Source organism: Pseudaminobacter salicylatoxidans, from assembly GCF_003148475.1.
GTDB lineage: Bacteria > Pseudomonadota > Alphaproteobacteria > Rhizobiales > Rhizobiaceae > Pseudaminobacter > Pseudaminobacter salicylatoxidans.
Map to the genome: position 1 here is coordinate 127,840 of NZ_QGGG01000012.1, position 19,541 is coordinate 147,380.

The 19,541-nt window shown below is 60.3% G+C and carries 26 protein-coding genes and 1 pseudogene; 21 read left to right on the forward strand and 6 right to left on the reverse strand.

The features are described 5' to 3' along the window. Positions 1 to 49 precede the first annotated feature (49 nt). Positions 50 to 1,432, forward strand: a complete 1,383-nt coding sequence (locus C7441_RS24105) for a DEAD/DEAH box helicase (RefSeq protein WP_170125164.1) — start codon at positions 50 to 52, stop codon at positions 1,430 to 1,432. Next, positions 1,429 to 2,409 carry a DNA-methyltransferase gene (locus tag C7441_RS16930; RefSeq protein WP_244916180.1) on the forward strand — a complete coding sequence of 327 codons (981 nt, stop codon included), beginning with the start codon at positions 1,429 to 1,431 and terminating at the stop codon, positions 2,407 to 2,409. The genes C7441_RS24105 and C7441_RS16930 overlap by 4 nt, the downstream gene beginning before the upstream one ends. Positions 2,410 to 2,411: 2 nt before the next feature. Here the strand turns inward: C7441_RS16930 and C7441_RS16935 are convergent, their stop codons facing one another. Continuing rightward, complete coding sequence (locus C7441_RS16935; RefSeq protein WP_109613881.1) at positions 2,412 to 2,657, reverse strand: DUF982 domain-containing protein; 246 nt, start codon at positions 2,655 to 2,657, stop codon at positions 2,412 to 2,414. Positions 2,658 to 2,737: 80 nt separating this feature from the next. On the opposite strand from C7441_RS16935, the gene C7441_RS16940 reads away from it, so the two are divergent. Beyond that, the gene (locus C7441_RS16940) at positions 2,738 to 3,301 is read left to right on the forward strand and encodes a RuvC family protein (RefSeq protein WP_109613882.1); all 564 of its coding nucleotides are present in this window, start codon (positions 2,738 to 2,740) and stop codon (positions 3,299 to 3,301) included. A 5-nt stretch (positions 3,302 to 3,306) separates the two neighbouring features. Here the strand turns inward: C7441_RS16940 and C7441_RS16945 are convergent, their stop codons facing one another. Next, entirely contained in the window at positions 3,307 to 3,762 is a 456-nt protein-coding gene (locus C7441_RS16945; protein ID WP_109613883.1) for a hypothetical protein, read from the reverse strand. A gap of 56 nt (positions 3,763 to 3,818) precedes the next feature. On the opposite strand from C7441_RS16945, the pseudogene C7441_RS24630 reads away from it, so the two are divergent. The 9 genes and pseudogenes from C7441_RS24630 to C7441_RS16980 form a co-directional block, all read left to right on the forward strand. After that, positions 3,819 to 4,298: pseudogene (locus tag C7441_RS24630) on the forward strand (DNA cytosine methyltransferase); the annotation flags it as partial. Between the two features lie 25 nt (positions 4,299 to 4,323). Next, the gene (locus C7441_RS24410; RefSeq protein ID WP_244916182.1) at positions 4,324 to 5,007 is read left to right on the forward strand and encodes a hypothetical protein; all 684 of its coding nucleotides are present in this window, start codon (positions 4,324 to 4,326) and stop codon (positions 5,005 to 5,007) included. 13 nt (positions 5,008 to 5,020) lie between these two features. Then, on the forward strand, positions 5,021 to 6,487 hold the full coding sequence (locus C7441_RS16955; RefSeq protein ID WP_109613885.1) for a DnaB-like helicase C-terminal domain-containing protein: 1,467 nt from the start codon (positions 5,021 to 5,023) through the stop codon (positions 6,485 to 6,487). Next, positions 6,487 to 6,849 (forward strand): hypothetical protein, encoded by a 363-nt coding sequence (locus C7441_RS16960; protein WP_109613886.1) that lies wholly within the window; start codon positions 6,487 to 6,489, stop codon positions 6,847 to 6,849. Before C7441_RS16955 ends, C7441_RS16960 begins: the two co-directional genes overlap by 1 nt. Next, positions 6,846 to 7,562 carry a hypothetical protein gene (locus tag C7441_RS23830; RefSeq protein ID WP_146201513.1) on the forward strand — a complete coding sequence of 239 codons (717 nt, stop codon included), beginning with the start codon at positions 6,846 to 6,848 and terminating at the stop codon, positions 7,560 to 7,562. Before C7441_RS16960 ends, C7441_RS23830 begins: the two co-directional genes overlap by 4 nt. Continuing rightward, entirely contained in the window at positions 7,559 to 7,939 is a 381-nt protein-coding gene (locus C7441_RS16970) for a helix-turn-helix domain-containing protein (protein WP_109613888.1), read from the forward strand. The genes C7441_RS23830 and C7441_RS16970 overlap by 4 nt, the downstream gene beginning before the upstream one ends. Positions 7,940 to 7,943: 4 nt before the next feature. Further along, positions 7,944 to 8,153 (forward strand): NrdR family transcriptional regulator, encoded by a 210-nt coding sequence (locus C7441_RS24635; RefSeq protein ID WP_425326596.1) that lies wholly within the window; start codon positions 7,944 to 7,946, stop codon positions 8,151 to 8,153. A gap of 781 nt (positions 8,154 to 8,934) precedes the next feature. After that, positions 8,935 to 9,375: a hypothetical protein gene (locus tag C7441_RS16975; RefSeq protein WP_109613889.1), complete on the forward strand. Its 441-nt coding sequence runs from the start codon at positions 8,935 to 8,937 to the stop codon at positions 9,373 to 9,375. Positions 9,376 to 9,612: 237 nt separating this feature from the next. After that, positions 9,613 to 10,332, forward strand: a complete 720-nt coding sequence (locus tag C7441_RS16980) for a hypothetical protein (RefSeq protein WP_109613890.1) — start codon at positions 9,613 to 9,615, stop codon at positions 10,330 to 10,332. A gap of 159 nt (positions 10,333 to 10,491) precedes the next feature. Here the strand turns inward: C7441_RS16980 and C7441_RS16985 are convergent, their stop codons facing one another. The 3 genes from C7441_RS16985 to C7441_RS24110 form a co-directional block, all read right to left on the reverse strand. After that, positions 10,492 to 10,812, reverse strand: a complete 321-nt coding sequence (locus C7441_RS16985; protein ID WP_109613891.1) for a plasmid stabilization protein — start codon at positions 10,810 to 10,812, stop codon at positions 10,492 to 10,494. A 10-nt stretch (positions 10,813 to 10,822) separates the two neighbouring features. Further along, positions 10,823 to 11,119: a PRC-barrel domain-containing protein gene (locus C7441_RS16990; RefSeq protein WP_109613892.1), complete on the reverse strand. Its 297-nt coding sequence runs from the start codon at positions 11,117 to 11,119 to the stop codon at positions 10,823 to 10,825. Positions 11,120 to 11,243: 124 nt separating this feature from the next. Next, on the reverse strand, positions 11,244 to 11,405 hold the full coding sequence (locus C7441_RS24110) for a hypothetical protein (RefSeq protein WP_170125165.1): 162 nt from the start codon (positions 11,403 to 11,405) through the stop codon (positions 11,244 to 11,246). Between the two features lie 87 nt (positions 11,406 to 11,492). On the opposite strand from C7441_RS24110, the gene C7441_RS16995 reads away from it, so the two are divergent. From C7441_RS16995 to C7441_RS17035, 9 genes are all read left to right on the forward strand, one after another. After that, on the forward strand, positions 11,493 to 11,795 hold the full coding sequence (locus C7441_RS16995; protein WP_109613893.1) for a hypothetical protein: 303 nt from the start codon (positions 11,493 to 11,495) through the stop codon (positions 11,793 to 11,795). Positions 11,796 to 12,203: 408 nt separating this feature from the next. Then, positions 12,204 to 12,467 (forward strand): hypothetical protein, encoded by a 264-nt coding sequence (locus C7441_RS17000; RefSeq protein ID WP_244916183.1) that lies wholly within the window; start codon positions 12,204 to 12,206, stop codon positions 12,465 to 12,467. Continuing rightward, a complete protein-coding gene (terL, locus tag C7441_RS17005; RefSeq protein ID WP_109613895.1) occupies positions 12,424 to 13,905 on the forward strand; it encodes a phage terminase large subunit in 1,482 nt (493 codons plus the stop codon). The genes C7441_RS17000 and terL overlap by 44 nt, the downstream gene beginning before the upstream one ends. An 8-nt stretch (positions 13,906 to 13,913) precedes the next feature. Continuing rightward, on the forward strand, positions 13,914 to 15,752 hold the full coding sequence (locus C7441_RS17010) for an anti-CBASS protein Acb1 family protein (RefSeq protein ID WP_109613896.1): 1,839 nt from the start codon (positions 13,914 to 13,916) through the stop codon (positions 15,750 to 15,752). A 34-nt stretch (positions 15,753 to 15,786) separates the two neighbouring features. Then, positions 15,787 to 15,966 (forward strand): Acb2/Tad1 domain-containing protein, encoded by a 180-nt coding sequence (locus C7441_RS24505; protein WP_425326597.1) that lies wholly within the window; start codon positions 15,787 to 15,789, stop codon positions 15,964 to 15,966. A gap of 141 nt (positions 15,967 to 16,107) precedes the next feature. Further along, entirely contained in the window at positions 16,108 to 17,301 is a 1,194-nt protein-coding gene (locus C7441_RS17020) for a DUF2213 domain-containing protein (RefSeq protein WP_109613898.1), read from the forward strand. A 12-nt stretch (positions 17,302 to 17,313) separates the two neighbouring features. Beyond that, the gene (locus C7441_RS17025; protein WP_109613899.1) at positions 17,314 to 17,802 is read left to right on the forward strand and encodes a structural cement protein Gp24; all 489 of its coding nucleotides are present in this window, start codon (positions 17,314 to 17,316) and stop codon (positions 17,800 to 17,802) included. A 27-nt stretch (positions 17,803 to 17,829) separates the two neighbouring features. Further along, positions 17,830 to 18,801, forward strand: coding sequence for a DUF2184 domain-containing protein (locus tag C7441_RS17030; RefSeq protein WP_109613900.1), 972 nt, complete (start codon positions 17,830 to 17,832; stop codon positions 18,799 to 18,801). Positions 18,802 to 18,812: 11 nt separating this feature from the next. After that, entirely contained in the window at positions 18,813 to 19,154 is a 342-nt protein-coding gene (locus tag C7441_RS17035) for a hypothetical protein (RefSeq protein ID WP_109613931.1), read from the forward strand. Positions 19,155 to 19,185: 31 nt separating this feature from the next. On the opposite strand, the gene C7441_RS24295 is transcribed toward C7441_RS17035, so the two are convergent. Continuing rightward, positions 19,186 to 19,503: a hypothetical protein gene (locus C7441_RS24295; protein ID WP_210205673.1), complete on the reverse strand. Its 318-nt coding sequence runs from the start codon at positions 19,501 to 19,503 to the stop codon at positions 19,186 to 19,188. Positions 19,504 to 19,541: the final 38 nt, after the last annotated feature.

A 19,541-nucleotide genomic window follows, 5' to 3' on the forward strand; every position in this document is an offset into this window, starting at 1 on the left:
TCGCAACCACTGCCTCCTTTGCGTTCGTGCTGTTCATGACGGTGGTGAGATGAGCTACGCGGACTTCCTGACACGTAAGCGCATCGTTGACCCCGCGACTGGCATTGCGCAGCGCGTCGAGCTTCCTGATTTCTTGTTCCCGCACCAGCGCGACATTACGCAGTGGTCGCTGCGCCGCGGTCGCGCGGCCATTTTCGCCGGCACCGGCCTTGGCAAGACCCTGATGGAGTTGGTGTGGGCCAATCAGGTGGCGCGGCACACGCGGAAGCCTGTCCTGCTCTTGGCGCCGCTGGCAGTGTCGCACCAGCATCAGCGCGAAGCATCACAATTCGGCATTGCCGCGCAGGTCGTGACATCGCGATCCGAAGGCGCGATTGACGTTACCAACTACCAGAAGCTCGACCGGTTCAACGTCGTTGACTTCGGCGGCGTAGCGCTGGATGAGAGTTCCATCCTCAAGAGCACCGACGGCAAATATCGGAACAAGCTGATCGAGGACTGCGCTCAGGTGCCGTTCCGACTGGCCGCAACCGCCACGCCGGCGCCGAACGACTTCATGGAATTGGGCAACCACGCCGAGTTCCTTGGCATCATGTCCTATACAGACATGCTGGCGACGTTCTTTACCCACGACGGTGGCGATACGCAGAAGTGGCGGTTGAAAGGCCATGCCGAAAACGAGTTCTGGAAGTGGATGGCATCTTGGGCGGTTATGCTGCGCAAGCCGTCAGACCTCGGATATTCGGACGAAGGGTATGATCTTCCGCCGCTCAAGCGGCACCAGCATGTGGTCTCGGTCGACTACGCGCCGAGCATGGACACAGGACTCCTGTTCCCGATCGAAGCCCGGACATTGCAAGAGCGCATCGCGGCCCGGCGCGATACCGTCGAGGAGCGGGTAGCGATCGCGGCGCAAAACACGCCTTCCGACCGGCCTTTCGTGTGGTGGTGCAATCTCAATTCTGAAAGCGAGGCGCTCGCCAAAGCCATTCCCGGCGCCGTCGAGGTTCGTGGCTCCGAAGATGACGCAGCCAAGGAACGGAAGCTGGAAGCATTCACGGCCGGCAAAATACGCGTCCTGATCACCAAACCGTCGATCGCCGGGTTCGGGATGAACTGGCAGCACTGCGCAGATACCGGGTTCGTCGGTCTAAATGACAGCTTCGAACAGATTTACCAGGCGGAACGCCGGTTCTGGCGCTTCGGGCAGAAGAAGCCAGTCAACGTCCATTTCATCGCGGCGGAAACCGAGGGCGCAGTCGTCGCCAATCTTAAGCGCAAGGAAGCCGATGCCGAGCGCATGGCCGCGGCGATGGTCATGCACATGGCCGATCTTTCCAGCGCAACGGTGCGCGGCATGATCCGCGACCGGCCCGACTATAACCCCACAAAGCCGGTGATCATTCCAGAATTTTTGCGGAGGGCTGCATGAACCAGCATGAAAGCATCATGGCCGTCGAACAGGTCATCACGCCGGATTATGCGATCTATCAGGGTGACGCGTGCGAGTTGATCCGCGCCATTCCGGGCGCCAGCATCCATTTCGGCATTCACTCGCCTCCGTTTGAGGGGCTCTACCGGTTCAGCAACTTTGACCGGGATATCTCGAACAACGATGGTGACGGCTTCTGGCAGCACTATGCGTTCCTGATCCAGGAATTGCTGCGCGTCACCATGCCCGGCCGTATCCACGCGGTGCATTGCATGCAGCTTCCCACATCGAAAATCAGGCACGGCCATATCGGCATGCGCGATTTCCGCGGCGAGGTCGTCCGCGCCTACGAGGACGCCGGATGGATCTTCCATTCAGAGGTCTGCATCTGGAAAGACCCCGTAGTCGCGCAGCAGCGCACCAAGTCGATCCGACTCCTTCACAAGCAGATCGAGAAGGACAGCACCATCAGCGGACAGGGGCTCGCCGACTACATGCTGATGTTTCGCAAGCCGGGCGACAACCCGGAGCCCGTCGCCGGCCGGTTCGATCGGTATATCGGATTTGGGAATGCACCGGTGCCGGCCGAACTACGCACCGACAAAGATATTGATGCCGCCAAGCGCTGGTATTCCATCGAGGTCTGGCAGCGTTACGCATCGCCGGTCTGGATGGACATCAACCAGACGCGCACCCTGCAGTACCGCGGCGGTCGCGATGAAAAGGACGAACAGCATATCTCGCCGCTGCAGCTTGATGTGATCGAGCGCTGCATCGAACTGTGGAGCAACCCCGGAGACGTGGTGCTGACGCCATTTCTGGGCATCGGCAGTGAGGTCTATGGCGCCGTTGTTGCTGGCCGCAAGGGCATCGGGTTCGAACTCAAGCCGTCGTATTTCCGGCAGGCCGTTCGCAACCTTGCGGAATTGTCTGAGGCCAAGACCGAAAACCTCTTTCATGTCGAGGCGGCGGAATGACCTCAATAAAACGAAACAATCGGATCGACACGCATCCCGGCGCCTGTAATCGCGGTAAGGAAGGCGACTTTCGCGTCGTCAGCGCTTCCGTCACTGGCGCAGCACGTCATGGCGTCGGTCCAGGCTTTGCTGTCATTTCCGGGCCAGTTGTCGAACAGGAAGTCGGACGCCTGATCCACGGTGGAGATAAGCAGGAAACCTCGAGGGCCATAAATGACCATGGGGGTGCGGAAGCTTTTCGTGTCCATCAGGCACGCTACGCATCATTTGCGGCGAAAGCGAGTGCGGGGATCGGCGTGACCGCAGTTCCGGTCGGGAGGGGTATGTGATGCTTATCCTTGCGTTCGACCAATCCATCGCGCGCACCGGATGGGCTCTTTACGAGCCGCCGTCGCACTCATCCATGATGATCGGCTCATTCACCTCCCGGCCGGAAACCGGCATGACGACCGAGGAGAAGACCGCGATCTTCTGCGACGAGATCGAGAAGCTGTTCCGGGCCCATAAGCCTCAGTTTGTTATCTGGGAAGCGGCCGCCGAGGTGATCCGATCCTTCGCTAAGCAGGGCAAGGAAGACTTACTTGGGCAACACAAGGTGCAGGGCGTCACGGTCAACGCCGACCAGCTCATCCTTCGGGACATTCAGGGCCATATCAGGCACGCGGCCCGCGCCCGGCGGATTCCGTATGAAGCGGTCCAGCCGAAGACCTGGCGTGCGGCTATCCTCAAGAACGGCAATCTCGGTCGGGACGAAGCCAAGAACAAGGCCCGCGAGTTCTGCCAGATGCTCCGCATCTCGGTGAAGAATGACGACCAGGCCGAGGCGGTGTGCATCTCGCTCTTTGGAGCGATGACGCAGACCTACCGCATGATGCAGGCGAGGGCGGCGTGATGGCTTCAGACTTTCGAAATCACGCGAAGAGCCGAAGGACTGACGCATTCCGCCCAGACTACGCCGGGATACTCCGCAACGGGAAACCAAAGCGATCCAGACCAATATCCGTCGAAAATCTGTTCCTCGGTCAAATCGAGGCCGGGATAGGTTTGAATAGCGTGCATGCAACCACGGTGAACAGGCGCTACGGTATCAACGAGATCAACCTCGTAGATGGTGTCACCCGGCGCTCTCGTATCTCGGTATGCAGTGGCCGTCGTAATGTTGTCTGTGTGGAATGTGGAAGAAAGGCGAGAAGGCTTCCATGGATAACTCTCTTTGCGGAAAGTCTCCAGCCTTTGCTCTCGACCCCAAAGGTCGTGCTGCTTTCCCGTCGCCAGAATGATTCGACCGAAATTGCCCGGCAGGATGATGTCTCCGCTTTGGTGGAGGTTTCTCGTCGAGTGGTAAAGAGGCATATCGATTCCCTCCTCGAGGATTTCTACCAGATTTTGATGTGTAATCGGAGGGCCGCATGAATGTGGCTCTTCGTTCCGACCACCTCAGCATCCTCTCCATCTGCACCGGAGGCGGCGGGCTCGATCTCGGCCTTGAGCTGGCAATTCCAAGCGCTCGAACAGTCTGTATGGTGGAGAGGGAAGCATTTTCCGTCGCGCACCTGGTGGCAGCGATGGAACAAGGTCTCCTGGCTCCGGCTCCTGTGTGGAGCGATGCCAGAACCTTCGACGGCCGCCGCTGGCGTGGATGCGTGGACGGCCTCATTGGCGGTATCCCGTGCCAGCCGCACAGCCTTGCCGGCCGGAAGCAGGGCCAACTCGATGAACGGGATCTCTGGTCCGACGCGCGGCGCATTATCGTCCAGTCGCGGTGCTGGTTCGTGCTCATCGAGAACGTTGGCGGCATGCTCTCGGCGGGGGCTGACGAAGTCGCTGGAGCCGAGCGGGTATGGCGAGACCTTCGCAAGCTTGGTTTCGCGGTTGAGATCGGACTGTTCACGGCGGCGGAAGTCGGCGCGAGCCATGAGCGCGAGCGGGTCTTCATACTCGGCGTGGCTGACGCCATCGGCGAACGAGGATGCGGCCGGGATGGTGGACGGCCAGATGCAAAGGATGCTGACGCATCAAGCCAAGGAAACATCCGGTCTTTGGTCGACGCCTTCGACGGGCGACGGGCAGCGCGGCGGGACGATCACGGAAGCCATGTCGGGCACCAGTCTGACGCAGCAGGTGAATACCCTCTGGTCCACGCCTACGCAGGTGCATCGGAAATCCGAGAAGGCCATGCGGCCGTTCGCGGAGGGTGGGCAGAGCAGCCCGCCAGCGATCGAGCAGCAGGCGGAAGTGCTGACGAACACGCTTTGGGCCACTCCATCGGTAGCGGACACGACCGGCGGGCGGATGACGCGATCGGGCGACCGCTCGAACGAACCGTTGCTGAAAGGCCAGTCGGATACCCTCTCTTCCCGCCTCCACCCGATGCTCTATCCAGTTGGGCAAGTGTCCTCTCATCCGCGCCGGAGCTTGAACCCGCTTTTCGTCGAATGGCTGATGGGCTGGCCTCCCGGCTGGACGTTGGGCGTGTGGACCGACTTCGAATGCTCGGCAACGGAGTTGTTCCGCTTCAAGCAGCGCATGCGTTCCGCACTCTCTGCCATCGCCTTGCCGGCCGAGGCTCCGCCGGCGCAGCTCGCCTTGTTCGGATGATGGAGGTGAACCTTTGAACGCGCCCTTCCATCACCGAGACATCCGCCCCGCGCTTCCCGATGCCATCGAGGCTGAACAGGCGTTGCTAGGCGCTTTGCTGGTCAACGCCGATGCGTATTGGCGAGTGGCTGGATTCCTGAAGCCGCAGCACTTCTCCGACAAGTTGCACGGCAAGCTCTATGAAACGCTGGGAACCTTGATTGCTGAGGGCAGGGCGGCCACGCCGATAACTGTGAAGCCATATCTCCCGGCTGACCAGCTTGTCGGTGAATTGACGGTGTTCGAATACGTCGTCCGTCTCGCCTCCGAGGCTGTCACGGTTTCCGGTGCCTACGACTATGCGCGCGGCATCGTTGAGATGTGGGCTCGGCATCAGTTGATGGGTGTCGCGCAGGACCTCGATGCGCTGGCACGAACGATGCCGATCGACATGACTCCGGAAAAGATCATCGCATCGGTGGCGGATCGGCTGACCCAGATCGCGCAGGAAGGCAACGAGCGAGCGGCTTCGACCAAATACGGCGTGGTGCTTCCGAAAGCGGTCGACAAGGCTGCGCAGGACAGCGGAAACGCGGCGGCTCGTCTCCCGTGGTTCCTTCCAGAAATAGGGGAGGCTCTTGGTGACATTCGCCGCGGCAACCTCATCGGCCTGATGTCGGATTCCGGCGGCGGCAAAACCTCGTTCTCGCTTCAGCAGTGCCGGTTCGCTGCCGGCCGCGGTTTCAAATCGGCGTTCTTCTCTATCGAGGTGACAGACGAAGAAGCGGCATTGCAGGCCGCCGCCCAGGCAAGCCGGATCAGCCTCGGCAGGATCGACAATTTCACGCTGAACACGAAGGAGAAGTCCGAGCTCGAGGCCGAAATGACCAGTTCGAGCGATCTGCCGTTTTACATCGTTGGCTTCGGCGAGTGCACGCTGTCGGACATCAGGATCAAGGCAGAGGCGATGGTCAAGAGCCACGGCCTGGATCTGATCATCATTGACCACGCCAAGATGATTACGCTGCCGAACCCGAAGGATATGTTCGCCGAACGGATCAACGCGCTCTATCGCGGGCTCAAAGCTCTCGCCAAGTCGCTGAACGTGGCCATCGTCATCCTGATCCAGCGAAACGACGACTGGAAGCAGCGGTGGCGGGCCGGTTCCAGCCTGCGCCCGGTCATGGGGGACGCATATGGCGGCGGCGCGATCAAACAGAGCCTCGATGTCTGGTTCTCGCTCTATCGCCCGGAACCGCTCTACAGCGAACTCATCCCCACGATGCCGCCGGAGCGGGCCAAGGAAGGCGAGAAAACGCGCCGGGACGTCATGGTCGAAAAGCTCGCGCAGTGCAGGGGCAGGGCGTGGGTCATCAACCACAAGCGCCGGCGCGGCGAACCGGGCCGATCCCCTGAGATCATGTTCGACGGCGAATTCACAATGTTCAAATCGGCTGGCGAAGAACTGCCGCCGGCGTTTGAAGGCTTCGAGGGCTTCTGATGACCGATTTCCTTCCGGAATATCGCTACCTGCCATGGAAGGGCGGCTACCGGCCCATGTTTCGGCTGTTCACGTCCGACCGTTGGAAACTAGTGCGCAGGGATGGCGAGCCGGTCTCCTGCGACACGGCCGGTCAGGCTCTTGCCGAGGCCAAGGAGTGTGTGCGGCGCATCCTCAATCCCGAGATCAGAGCGGAGATGGCCGAAGCTGTGCCGAAGGTTCCCGACTTCCTAAACCCTGAAATATGGGACCGCGATCGCAAGGCGCGCGAGGTCCAGGAACAGCAAGAAGCATTCGGCACGATCTTCGTGCGGAGCAAGCCGGTGAAAGTCGAGTTAGCTAAAAGGAGAGCGCGGGCATGACGCTTCTTAAGCCGAACGAACCATGGATGCAGGACGCGGAAACCGCAGCCCAGCGCCGGCATGGCACGTCAGGTCACGGCCGTCCCGGTCGGGCTGCGCGCTCCGAACTGGCGCTGCGCAACGCCATGGAAGACCTGATGCGCCAGCGGATGCCGGAAGCTCGCATGTGCCATGAAATGGTTATGGGCGCGCGTGCGGTCCGTGCCGACCTCGTCGCTGTCGCGCCGGCCCATATCGCGGCCATCGAGGTCAAGGGCGCATACGACGACACGAGCCGGCTGCTCCACCAGATCGGCATGTATCAGCTTTGCGTCCCCGAAGTCTGGATGGTGGTTGACGTCAGGCATGAGGCCGATGCCAAATTGATCCGGCATCTCCTGCCAAGCGTTGGTCTGATAGCGGCGGATGGCGTCACGCACCTCTCACACGATTGGTCCAGCGACGAGCGGCCGGTTTCGATCGATGTGGTTGCCGAACCGGAGCCTCGTTCACCCGTACCAGAGATGGCGCTGGAAATGCTGTGGGCCGAAGAGCTTCGTTCGGCCTGTTCTCATCTTCGCGTGTCGGTCGGTTCTAAAGCAACGCGACCCGCCATGATAAAATCGATTGGCGAGCTGTGTTCGCTTTCGGAGATACAGGTCGCTGTTTGCCGTGAGCTGCGTGGCCGTGACGCGCTGTGGCGGGCCGACGCCCCTGTCAGGAGGCGGGCATGATCGCATCCTACCGCCGCACCGAAGAAGGCATCCGGCGCATCGCCGCTGAAAGGCGACGGTCTATGGCAGCGCCGCTGGAACTGATCAAGCCGAGCCCCGAGCCGATTTCAGAGCCAGCCAAGGTCATTCCGCTTCGCACACCACGCGATGACCTGATGCGCATCATCGATCTCGTGGCCCGGATGCATGGCGCAAGGGGAGACGAGATTTTCAGCGCGGCCAAATCGAACAGAGTGGCCTACGCCCGTCAGGCCGCCATTTGCGCCGTAAAAGTGGCCAGGCCGGACATGACGCTGATGCATGTAGGTCGCGTGTTCGGACGGGACCACACGACAATTCTATCGGCGATGCGGAAGCGAGGGTTCCGCAGTGAGTGATCGTGTGAAGCGCCAGAAACACCGGCCAACAGCATCGACACATGGCCTGTTCTGCCCGTCGTGCGGGTCGTTGCATCTTCGGACATTGGAGACGCGCCCTACGGGTGGTGGTGTCAAACGGCGACGTGAATGCGAAACATGTGGGTACCGCATGACGACCATCGAGGCCGCCGTCGTGCGTCAGGTCTCACGGAATCGAGATAAACAGTCATGATCCACTACAAAGATATTGCCGGTCATAAGTTCGGTCGCCTTTCAGCTATCTGCGTTGCTGGACGGACCAAGTCGCGCTTGGTGCTGTGGCGCTGCCGATGTGACTGTGGCGGTGAGTGCATCGTCACAGGAACAAATCTTCGCAACGGACATACAAAATCGTGCGGGTGCATCAAGCGTGAGATAGCGTACGACATGAACGCATCCCATCGCCTGTCATGGACCCCGGAGTACAGAATTTGGTGGGCTATGATCCAGAGATGCGAATACGAAGGGAGCGACTCCTACGAACTTTACGGCGGGAGGGGTATCAAAGTGTGTCGACGTTGGCGCGAAGACTTTGAGGCCTTCTATCGAGACTTAGGGCCGCGTCCGTCAAGTCATCACACCATAGATCGCTATCCCGACAATGACGGCGACTACGAACCCGGCAACGTCCGATGGGCAACCGCTTCCGAGCAGGCAGCCAATCGACGCACGAGCACCATCGTAACTGTTGATGGAGAAGACATTTGCCTCACAGAGGCAAGCCGCCGGGCTGGCGTCCATCCGGAAACCGCTCGAAAGCGGCTCGGTCGCGGATGGAGCCAAGACGAAGCTCTCGGGAGAGCCAAGAGAGTTCACGGCAACGCGGCAAAGACCCATTGCGTTCATGGTCATCCTCTAAGCGGTGCAAACCTCTACCATCGGCCGGATGGCTACAGAGATTGCCGAACGTGTCGTCGGGAATCCCTTCGTAGATGTAGGGAAGGACGCACCGTCGAACGTCCGAAGGAGGCGACGTGATCGATCCTCGCGTCAAGGCACTTTGTGACGAATTCGAGGTGAGGATAGTGCCGAAGTCGGTCTATCCCGGCCCCGGTGAGACGCGTGCCGTTGGAACGTTGCAGAAGATCCTCGCACGGCACGGTGTTGAGCACGCTCGGCTCGTCATGACCACGTTGGCCGAAACCGACAATAACAAGGCCTCGCTTGATCAGGCCGCATTGGGTGCAGTTTCGGGGCTGGTCAGGGCCTGTCCTGAGTATGTCGAGGACGCTTCGAAATGGCTGGCGGCATGGGATGCAACGCCGGTCGGCGAGTTGCAATGGATCAGCCAGGATCTGCGCGGCGTGTTCCCATTGAGCGCAGTTCTGGCAGGAATGATCTACGAGCGGATGTGGAGAGCGTTCGGACCCAGATCCGTCCAGCCCGATCTCTATGACGACAGGAGGCGCGCGTGAACGACGAGCCGAACTTCGTCCGCGCGTCGATGGTGCCGATGGAATGGACGGTCGAATGTCCTGTCTGTGGTGCTGCCGTGTCGGTTCCGGAGGTTGAGGAAGACGATGCCGGAATCTGGCACGCCGCGCGCGAGCATTGCATCGTGGAATGCGAGTGCGGTGTCTATATCGAGCCATATGGTGCGAATATAATTGAGTGTCGCGACCCGCCTTGGCGGCAAAGGAGATGGTGACGACATGAACATCGGCGATATCGCGAACATCTTCATCCGAGCTGCTGAGATCGACCGCCACAGCCATGAGCATGTCGGTCCCGCAGCGCTACGGGCGCAACAGCTTCCGTATGTCCACACCCAAGCCGATAAAAACGGCTGGCGGAAAGAACCGGGGCGCAGGGTGGTCGATAAAAAGGGCCGCCTTATTCGTGGCGACTGGCTTGTCGAGGGCGAAGACCCGCTTTCCGATGAGCGCAAAGCTTTCTGGGAGCGCCTGGCCGCGATGCCGACCGCAGAAGAGATTAGCGCTATAGAGAAGGTCTTCGACTGGCTGGTGGCCACTAATGACGATTGCGAGCGGCGGGCGTTGTGGGCATGGGCGCGGGCCAAAGCCGGCGGCAAGTCGTTCCGACGCTGGTGCTTTCAGATCGAGGGTATCCATCCAGAGACCGGCAGAAGGAGAAAAGACCGGGCACTACAGCGGATTTCAGATCATCTCGCCGGGAAACGCGATTTGCATGACGAAAACCGGGAAATCAGAGTGTTGTCATGCGGCCATGAAAACGGGCATGTTTTGGCTACAGTCGAGGAAGGAGCGGGCAGGCGAGATGAGCTCAATTCATGGCTTGCCGATGATGCTTTCGCAACAGTGATGCCGCCAGAATTCGATGATTTTTCCTGGGCTGCCAAACGCAACGAGCGCCGGCGCCAGCGAGAGGCGCAGAAAAAGAAGGCGGCGTGAAGGTGATCGCTGCGGGCCGGACGGGATAGGTGCTCGTCTGCCATTTCGTTGGCCAGGAAGAGAAACCGGGAAAAAGACTGTCCTGTTCACCGTACCGTCGGGCCCGGTTGACACGGCCCGCAACTCTAATGGCAACGCGAGAGCCGCAGATAAGTTTCGTCAGTGATGGGCGCGGTGTTCTGCGTTTCGCTTTCTTGTCGCTGCGGCCTTTTTGGCGGATGCAGATCGGTCAGCAGCCGATCGGGATGCAGAAGCGCGACCGCCTTTCTCGCCACCTTTATGGGCGGCGGGATGATCTGTGTGTTTGCCGCGCCCCGAGCCGCCAGGCTTCTTGCCGCCACCGTCGTCTTTGTTGACTGTGGCCCATGCCCGTCTCTCGGCTTCCTTCTCCGAAACGCCGCGCTTCTCGTAGCCCTCTGCGATATGATCGGCCTTTCGTTCTTGCTTGTCAGTGTATTTGGACTTGTCTCCGCGGGGCATCGCAGCCTCCTCAATCCTGATGCTCGGGCATCTCTTTAAGCTGATCTTTCGTCCATGATGTTAGCGCGTGGACATCTCCGTCCTCGTCACGCATGAAGTCGAGTTGGTTGGCCGGTACTGAAACCGGCTTGGCGCCGATACCCAGAAAACCGCCCACATCAATGATAACCTGTGCGCCACCGCCGATCCCGTGCACATGAGACACCGACCCGATCTTCTCGTCGCCAGGGCCGTAGATGGTTGCGCCCTCAAGAATGGTCTCGGTCAGTTCTTCATTGGTCAGCCGAACATGCTTGGTGTGATCCATCTCGAAACTCCTTCTGGTTAGTCAGAGCTAACCGCTGGAGCGGGTATCAGTTCCGATAAAAAGGCGGTCAGCCGGGAAGGTAGCCCGGCATCGGTTTCAACAGGGTAGCGCAGTCAGGTCAGCGTCACGCCAGATAGACGATTGTGAAGGTTACGGCCGACACGAGACAGGCAAGAAGGATAAACATCCACGGCCGCTTGCGGGTCGTCAAATCCTCGACAAGCACGCTCATCTTCCGAGGATCGCCCCACTTGATCCGGCGAAACTTGTAGATGTTGTCGGCCATGGGCCAATTCTCGCCTGGACCGGTTAACGCCGGCTTAGTTCCCGGCCGTGCGGGTAATCGCGGCACCCCAAACCGAAAGGAACCCTGATGCGAAGTATCCGAACGCTTCTGTTCGGCGGCCTTGCCATGCTGGCGGCTGCCTTCTTCGCGATTGCACCGGCCTCGGCCGTCGATCGCGATATCGGCATCTACAACCTGACCTGCGAGCCGCCGGGCTATGTCGTGCCCGATGTGATGAAGGTCGCGGCGGTCAATCACGAGATCGAGACGCTGTCCCGAAGTTGTGACACCCATGCCGATGACTTCGTTCGCATGAACCAGCCCCTGACCAACTGGCGCTTCTCGGCCGAAGCATATTCGCGCGTCGACCCGCATATTCGGATCGGCTGACATTTTGGAGGGCCGGTTGCCTACAGCGGCACCGGCTCGTTTGCCTGCGTGGACGCTTCCTGGCAGCGCGCCCGCTAGGACTTTGGCCTGTACCTTCCAAAGGTCGCCTGAAGGCATTCATGATAAAGTTCAAGCCATTGTTCGCGGCTTAGCGGACCAACGTCGTGCGCAGTGCTTTGGATGACTTTCGCCAAATCCAGCGCCACACGTTGGTTGGTACCGACCCCGGTTTCGATGTTAACAGTGTCTGCCAATTGTGCCTCCCGCTTTGAAAACAATCAAAGGTAATCAAACGTGGCTCGCGGTGGCAAGAGGATAGGTGCAGGGCGGCCCAAGGGAGCTACAACGCGGCGTTCGCGGGAAATAGCGGACCGGGCCACCAAGGAAGGTTTGACGCCGCTGGAGGTCATGCTGACGGCGATGCGCGAACACGCGGCCGCAAAGCGATGGGACGAGGCGGCGTCGATTGCCAAGGATGCCGCGCCCTACATGCACCCGCGCCTCGCCTCCATGCAGCACACCGGCCGCAACGGCGGACCTATCCAAACAGTGGACCTAACCAAGCTATCCGGTGATGAACTCGCACAACTCGAATCCATCTTCGGTCCGCTTGCCGGATCCGGCGACGATGATGCGCCTGATCAGGGCGGAGAAGGCGAGGCGGGCGGCTGAGGCCGAGCGGGAGCGCGTATCGCGCGATGCGGAACGCATCAGGGCGCGGTGTCAGTCGCTCGAAGGGTTCATTGTAGAATTCTGGGATGTTCTGGAGCCGAAGAAGGAACTGAAATTCGGTTGGGCACTTCGGGCGATGTGCCGCCACCTGGAAGCTGTCACGGAAGGACAGATCCAGTTCCTTATGATGACGGTGCCGCCCGGCATGATGAAATCTCTTGTGCTGGTCTTCTGGACGGCGTGGGAGTGGGGTCCCTGCGCGCGGCCTGACATCCAGGTCCTGGCGACGTCGTACAGCCAGCCGAACGTGCTGCGCGACAATATCAAGCTTCGGCGTCTGGTCGAGAGCGATAAGTTTCAGGCGCTCTGGCCACTAAGACTCCGAGACGATCAGAACGCGAAGGGGAAATTCGAGAACACCGGCAGCGGGTTCAGCGAGGCCCGCCCGTTCAGTTCGATGACTGGTGGCCGCGGCGACAGGGTGAAGATCGATGACCCTCACTCGACGGAGACGGCAGAGAGCGACACGGAACGGCAGGCAGCGGTCCGCATCTTTCGGGAGGGCATTTCCGACCGCCTCAACGATGTGACGACTTCGGCCATCGTCATCATTATGCAGCGGTTGCACGAACAGGACGTTGCAGCTGTAGCTCTGGAACTCGATATCGGATTTGTCCACCTCAACCTGCCAATGGAGTTTGATCCAGAACGGGCCTGTCGGACCTATGTCCGCGGCGAGTTGTTCTTCGAGGACCCACGGACCGAAGACGGTGAGCTTCTATTCCCCGAGCGGTTCCCGCCGGCGGAAATCGAGCGACTTAAAAAAGCGAAGGGCTCCTACGCGTATTCGGGGCAGTACCAGCAGCGTCCGACACCTCGCTCTGGCGGCATGTTCCAGCGCGGGGATTTCGAGATAGTCGATGCAATTCCTGCCGGCGCCGAGCGCTGCAGGGCATGGGACTTCGCGGCAACTCAGCCAAAACCGGGCCGGCAACCTGATTGGACTGTCGGGCTACGGATGGCGCGGGTCGACGGCATTTTCTACGTCGAGGATGTGACGCGCGATCGCTGGTCTCCGGCAGATGTCGAAAGAAATCTGAAAAACACGGCCAGTCAGGATGGATTGGCGGTCCGCATACGGATGCCGCAAGACCCGGGCGCAGCCGGTAAGGCCGACGCTGCGACCAAGATCAAGCTGTTGGCCGGGTACGATGTGAAAGCCCTGCCTGTGACCGGTGACAAAGCCACGCGCGCCAAGCCAGCTTCGGCGCAAGCCGAGGCCGGAAACGTCAAGCTGGTGCGGGCGAAATGGAACGAAGCATTCCTCGATGAAGTGTGTTCCTTTCCGAATGCTCAATTCGATGACCAGGTTGACGCTTTTGCCGATGCTCTGAACGAGCTGGCACTGGGTTCGACATTCACTCTCGACAACGTCTGAGGTCAGCCGTGGCAAATATCATTGCATTCGCCCGCGACAGCCTGACCAATCTGGTGTCGAGGCTCGGAACCGAACGGGATAAGGCGTCGCATAGCGTCTATGCCACGCCGATCCTGTCCGATGAGCAGATCGTCAACGCGTACCGTGGCGCTTGGCTTCCGAGGAAGATCGTGGACATTCCGGCACTTGATAGCTGCCGGAACTGGCGCAACTGGCAGGCCGGCGACGGGCAGATCGAAAAGATCGAATCCGAGGAAAAGCGGCTGAACGTTCGCGGCAAGGTGATGCAGGCTCGCACCCAGGCCCGTTTGTTGGGCGGGGCAGCCATCTTCATCGGGACGGGTGACAACAACTTGCGCGAGCCACTGGAGGTCGAGAACATCACGGCCGGCGGCGTCAGGTATTTGACGGTGTTCAGCCGCAAGCATCTGAGTGCCGGTGAAATCGACCGGGACCCGGCATCGGAAATGTATGGTAAGCCGTCCTTCTATCGGCTGAACAGCCGGGACGGGGCGACGGTTGACGTCCATCCCAGCCGCCTTGCCATCTTTCAGGGCAATGCGATCGGTGACGACGACCTGGCTTTTCATCAGGGTTGGGGCGATAGCGTTCTTACCTCTGTGCTGGATGCTGTCAAAAACGCAGACAGCACCGCGGCCAACATTGCGTCTCTCGTGTTTGAGGCGAAGGTCGATGTCATCCGCGTTCCAAACTTCATGGCCTCGATCGGTAACGAGGAATACAAGCGGAAAATCCTCGAGCGCTACACGCTGGCCAACACGGCGAAGGGCATCAACGGCACACTGATGCTCGACAAGGAGGAGGAATACGAGACCAAGTCGGCATCGTTCGCCACACTGCCTGATATCCTCGACCGCTTCCTGACTATCGTGTCGGGCGCTGCCGATATTCCTGCCACGCGGCTCCTCGGGCAGTCGCCGGCAGGGCTGAACAGCACCGGCGAGGCTGATTTGCGGAACTACTATGATCGCATCTCGGCCATGCAGGAAATCGAGATGACGCCGGCCATGTACAGGCTGGACGAGGCGTTAATCCGTTCGGCTCTGGGATCGCGCGATCCTTCGATCCACTACACGTGGGCGCCGCTCTGGCAGATGACCGACAAGGAACGGGCCGACATCTTCAAGACCAAGGCTGATGGGGCGAGGGCGATCGCTGGTGGCAACGGACAGCCTCCGTTGATGCCGGTCGAGGCGCTGTCCGACGCGCTGGTCAATGCCTTCGTCGAAGATGGCTCGCTGCCGGGCCTTGAGGCGGCAATCGAGGAATACGGCAAGTTGTCCGATCAGGAAGAGGATGAGGACGAAGTTGCGGCGGCTCTGCCTGCGCCTTCTCGGTGGCAGGCCGCGAATGACGCTGCGCCGCGCACCCTGTATGTGCGCCGCGACGTTCTGAATGCCAAGGAGATCATTGCTCACTTCAAGGCGCAGGGCCTCGAAACCACGCTGCCCGCAGATGACCTCCACGTAACCATCACGTTCAGCCGGATACCGGTCGATTGGATGAAGATGGGGGAGGACTGGACCGGCAAGGACGGCAGGCTCGTCATCAGCGCTGGCGGGCCGCGCATGATGGAGCGGTTCGGCGAAGCTACGGTGCTGCTGTTTTCATCGTCAGCACTGTCTTGGCGCCATGAGGACATGAAACGGCAGGGCACCTCTTGGGATCATCCGGAATACCAGCCGCATGTCACGATTAGCTACGGCTTCGACGGCGATCTGTCGAAGGTGCGGCCATGGACCGGTGAAATCGTCCTGGGGCCAGAGGTATTCGAGGAAGTGAAGGAAAACTGGAAAGAAGGGATTACCGAAGATGCCGAGCGTTGACAGCACATCCGACGATCGCACCGCGAACAATACGATGCGTCATGCTTATCGCGTCCTATCCGACGAGGAAAAGGCAGTGATGCAGGAAGTCAAGGACATGGGTCTGGCCTTTCATGACCGGGTTTCGGCGCTTGGCAATAGCCGGGAGACGTCCATTGCCAAGACGAAGATCGAGGAAGCCGTCATGTGGGCGGTGAAGCACGTTACAGCGTAGTCTTATTTCAAAACGGTGTATGGCCAAGAGTGGTGGGAGTAGAGGACGTGGACGGCTCTTTGTAGCTCTCAACCTCAATGTAGCGATATGGCTCGTTTGTCTTTGCCATCGTCCAGTCCTCCCTGTTTGGAGCGATCTTATATGCAATTCATCGATACTGTAACCGTCGCGGGAACGCGCCGGCGCGATGACGGCTACCTTGTTGCCGACGCCCGCGTGGCTCGCATCGGTATCCAGACTTATGCCGGTTGGGAGGTTGGCAAACCCAATCTCCCGCTGGTCAGGGTTTATCGGCCTGAGGGCGAGGTTTTCAGCCGCGACACACTGGCCTCGTTCGCCCATCGTCCGGTCACCAATGACCATCCCGACGAGGTTGTGACGGCTGATAACTGGAAGGAACTCGCCGTCGGTCAAACCGCCGATGAGATTGCCCGTGACGGCACGTTCATCCGCGTACCGCTGATGGTGGCCGACGCCGCCGCGATCAAGGACATCGAAGGTGGAAAGCGTGAGCTTTCGGCCGGTTACACCTGCGATCTGGCCTTTGAACCCGGCACAACGCCGGAGGGCGAGGCATACGACGCCGTTCAGAAGAATATCCGGGCCAACCACGTCGCCATCGTGCAGCGGGGCAGGGCCGGGTCAGAAGTTCGCATCGGTGATGCGAGCAAATGGGGCCCGGCCCCGATCACCCCAACCATGGACAAGGAGACAGTCACCATGAGTGACGCACTTCGTACTGTGGTCGTGGACGGACTGTCGGTCCAGACGACCGACCAGGGCGCCCAGGCCATCCAGAAGCTGTTGAAGGACCTGGAGTCCTCGGCAGCCAAACTCGCTGATGCCGATAAGGCTCACCAGACCAAGCTTGCTGACGTCGAGAAGGCCCACGCCGACGCCGTCAAGGCCAAGGATGCCGAACTCGCCAGCAAAGACGAGGAAATCGGCACGCTGAAAGCCGACAAGAAGAAGCTGGAAGACGCGGCACCGAAGCCGGCCGACATCGACAAGATGGTGGCGGCCCGTGCCGAACTCGTGACCACCGTCAAGGCAATCGATGCCAAGATCGAAACCGATGGCAAGACCGATGCCGATCTTCGCCGCGCCGCGGTGAAGGCCAAGCTCGGCGACGAGATGGTCAAGGACGCGTCGGACGCGGAAGTCGCCGGCATGTTCAAGGCCGTGGCCAAGGACGTGAAGCCCGTCGATCCGCTTCGTACCGTCGTTGCCGGTGGTCTCCAGCAGACCAGCGATGCCGATAAGGGCGCGGCCGAAGCCTATGTCGCAATGGTGAAGGACATGATGTCCGCCCACCAGCCGGCCAAGGCCAATTGAGGAGGTTCTGACATGGCAACCTACCAGACCACCTATACCGAGCGCCCGGCCAAGGGCCTTCATGGCCAGATCGCTAGCGAGGAGAAGTCGAACCGGATCAGCCGTACCGTGGAAAGCGCGGGCGGCATCAAGTTCGGCACTCCGGTTCAGCGCGGCACCAGTGACCACGGTGTCGTGGCGTTCGCGTCCGGCACTTTCCTCGGCATCGCGATTCTGAACCCCGCGGTCCCGGGCGATGCGGACAACCCCGACGCCTATCCGCAGCACTTCACTGGCGCATTCATGACCCAGGGCCCGATGTACGTCACGGCCGGCGGCAATGTCAGTGACGGCGGCGAGGTGTTCTACAACACTTCGACCGGGCGATACGTCGGAGCTGCCGGAGCCAATATCGTCGGCCCGATCCCCGATGCCGTGTTCGACACGTCCGGTGGTGACGGCGACATCGTCGAGATCAGCCTGCGGCTGCGGGCCACGATCCACCCCGAAGTGACCCCATAATCTCGGTTCACGAAAGGACCACAGACCATGAACCAGATCATCAGGCAGCCTTTCGCCGATGCGCAGGCTGCATTCCCCTTCGTAATCACGCAGGGGCGCAACGTCGAGACGCGCATCTATCAGAAGCGCTATCCGACCTTCAATTATGGGGCTCACGTCCCTGTCGTCACCGAGGGGAACGAATGGGCCGTCGGCACCATGTTCTTCACGGTCGACATCGCCGGGGAGGCTAAGTTCATTTCCGGCGCCGGTAACGACCTGCCGTTCAGTTCGGCCACCCGCGACCAGGCGGCGCATGACTTCGCCATGATCGGTGCCGGCTGGGAGTGGAACCTGGAGGAGGTCAACCAGTCCGCCCTCTACGGTATTCCGCTCAGCGACACCAAGGCCATGGCGTCGTCGCAGTCGGTAGAGCGCCTTCTGAACGACATCGCGATGAAGGGCTCGACCGAGAAGAACTGGACCGGCTTCGTCAACAGTTCTGCGGTCTCCCGCACCGACGTTGCCGCCAATGGCACGGGCTCTTCGACGCTCTGGTCTGCCAAGACCAATGATCAGATCCTCGAGGACATCAACGATCTGATCGGCAGCGTGCGTGACAACACGCTCGAGGTCGAATGGATCGACAGCCTGCGCCTGCCGCCGGAAGCGTTCCGCCTCCTCAACAACCGTCGTCTCGGTGCCGGTGACGGTGTGCTGAACCTTCTGGACTATCTGCGCAAGAACAACGTCTATACGGCGGAGACCGGCCAGCAGCTCGATATCCAGCCGCTGCGCGAACTTGCAACCGCCAGCCAGGACGGAGGTGGTCGCATGGTGGTGTATCGGCGTGACCCGGAAGTTCTGCGCTTCCACCTGCCCATGCCACGTCGTGTCCTTCAGCCGCGCCAGAAGTCCATCATGGCCTTCGAGCAGGGCGTCATCGCTCGTACCGGTGGCACGGAATGGCGCCTTCCAGCCGCTGCAGCGTACGGCGACGAAATCACCGCGCCGGCATGACGGAGGGAACCATGAAGGTCACCAATATCAGCAAGGCGCTGCAGGGCGTGAATGGCAAGTCGGGGCGGGTGTTCATCCGTCCCGGCGACACCAAGGAAGTCGAGTTCGACGATGTCGGTCTGAATCAGGCGAAGCGCCTGACAAAGTTGCTGTCGATCGAGAAGGGCGATGCGGGGGCGGCACCGGAAGGTGGCGGCGTCAAGACCGCGGCCGAGGTGCTCGCCATGGCTGACAACAGCGATATCCCGTTCATGTCTTTCAAGTCGGCAGCATCCAAGCTGTTGGGCGAGAGGACGCCGGCCAAGAAAGACGAGATCGTCACCGCCCTGATGGAACTGGCGACGAACCCGTAATCAAAAGACCCGGCAGTTCCCGCTGCCGGGCCTACTTCCCGCAGAACCAGTCGAAGAATTGATGTGTGGGCTCAACTGCTTGAACACCATCAGTCATTTCAGGCGGCAGTGCAGAATTTGGTGTGGTCAACCCCAGTCGGGACGCACTTGTCTGACAAATACCGTTCCACCCTCTTTTGCTCAGGGAGATGACCTCATTAGGATTCAGGTAATTGTAGACGGCGACCACAGCAAACAAGGCAGCTACCACAACGGGATGAGCCCACCGTAATTTCCCTGCGGTCACTGCGCCTAGCACAATGGCGACAAATAGAGTGATGAGAGCGAAGGTAATGCCAATAGGAGCCATCCTCGATCATCCCCCTCAAGAGCCTGACAAAGCGTTAG